Genomic DNA, 734 nt, shown 5'->3' on the forward strand with positions numbered 1-734 from the left:
GCGGCGGCTTCGGTGGCGGCGGCGGCGGTGGCTTCGGTGCCCCGCGCGGCGGCGGCTTCGGCGACCGTCCCCCCCGGCGCGACTTCGCCCGGGACGAGGGCGGCCCGACCTATGCCGTCAACGGCACGGTCAAGTGGTTCGACCAGGTCCGCGGCTTCGGCTTCGTCACCCCGGACGATGGCGGGCAGGACGTGTTCCTGCACTCCTCCGTGCTGCAGCGCGCGGGCAAGGTGGACGTGCAGCAGGGCGAGAAGGTCGCCCTCGATGTGCGCGACGGCCAGCGCGGCCGCCAGGCGGTCAGCATCAAGTAGCGCCCTCTCCCTCCCGGGGAGGCTGCGGGAACCCCGGCCGCTGCGGCGGCCGGGGTTTTTCATGCGCGCGGGGGCGGGCGCCAGGACTCGCCGTTAACCATTTTCCGTCCAGGGCATGGCTCGGGCCGCTCTGCGTTAACCCTTCATTCATTCCGGCAGTGGGATGTGATTCCGCGCGCCCAGCGCGTGTCGCGACGGAACCCCCTGCAGATGCCCATCCCGATATCCGCAGCCGGTCCCTGGGCCGCCGCCGCGGTTCCCGCGGCCCAGGATGCATCGCGCACCCCGCGATCCGCGCGCAGCCTGGTACAGGCGGTCGCCGCCATCGTGGCGGTCGCCGCGGAGCGCGCCCGCCTGTCCGGCGACCTGGCCGCGCTGCGCGATGCCATCGACCGCGCGCTGGACGCGGCCAGCCCCGCCCCG

1 protein-coding gene is annotated in these 734 nt (G+C 74.5%); it reads left to right on the forward strand.

Annotation, left to right across the window (positions count from 1 at the left end; genetic code table 11):
- Positions 1 to 311: cold-shock protein (locus OZN99_RS32835; protein ID WP_270939365.1), on the forward strand; the 311-nt coding region annotated here is incomplete at its 5' end.
- Positions 312 to 734 lie beyond the last annotated feature (423 nt).

The organism is Falsiroseomonas oryzae (assembly GCF_027856955.1).
Taxonomy (GTDB): Bacteria; Pseudomonadota; Alphaproteobacteria; order Acetobacterales; family Acetobacteraceae; genus Falsiroseomonas; species Falsiroseomonas oryzae.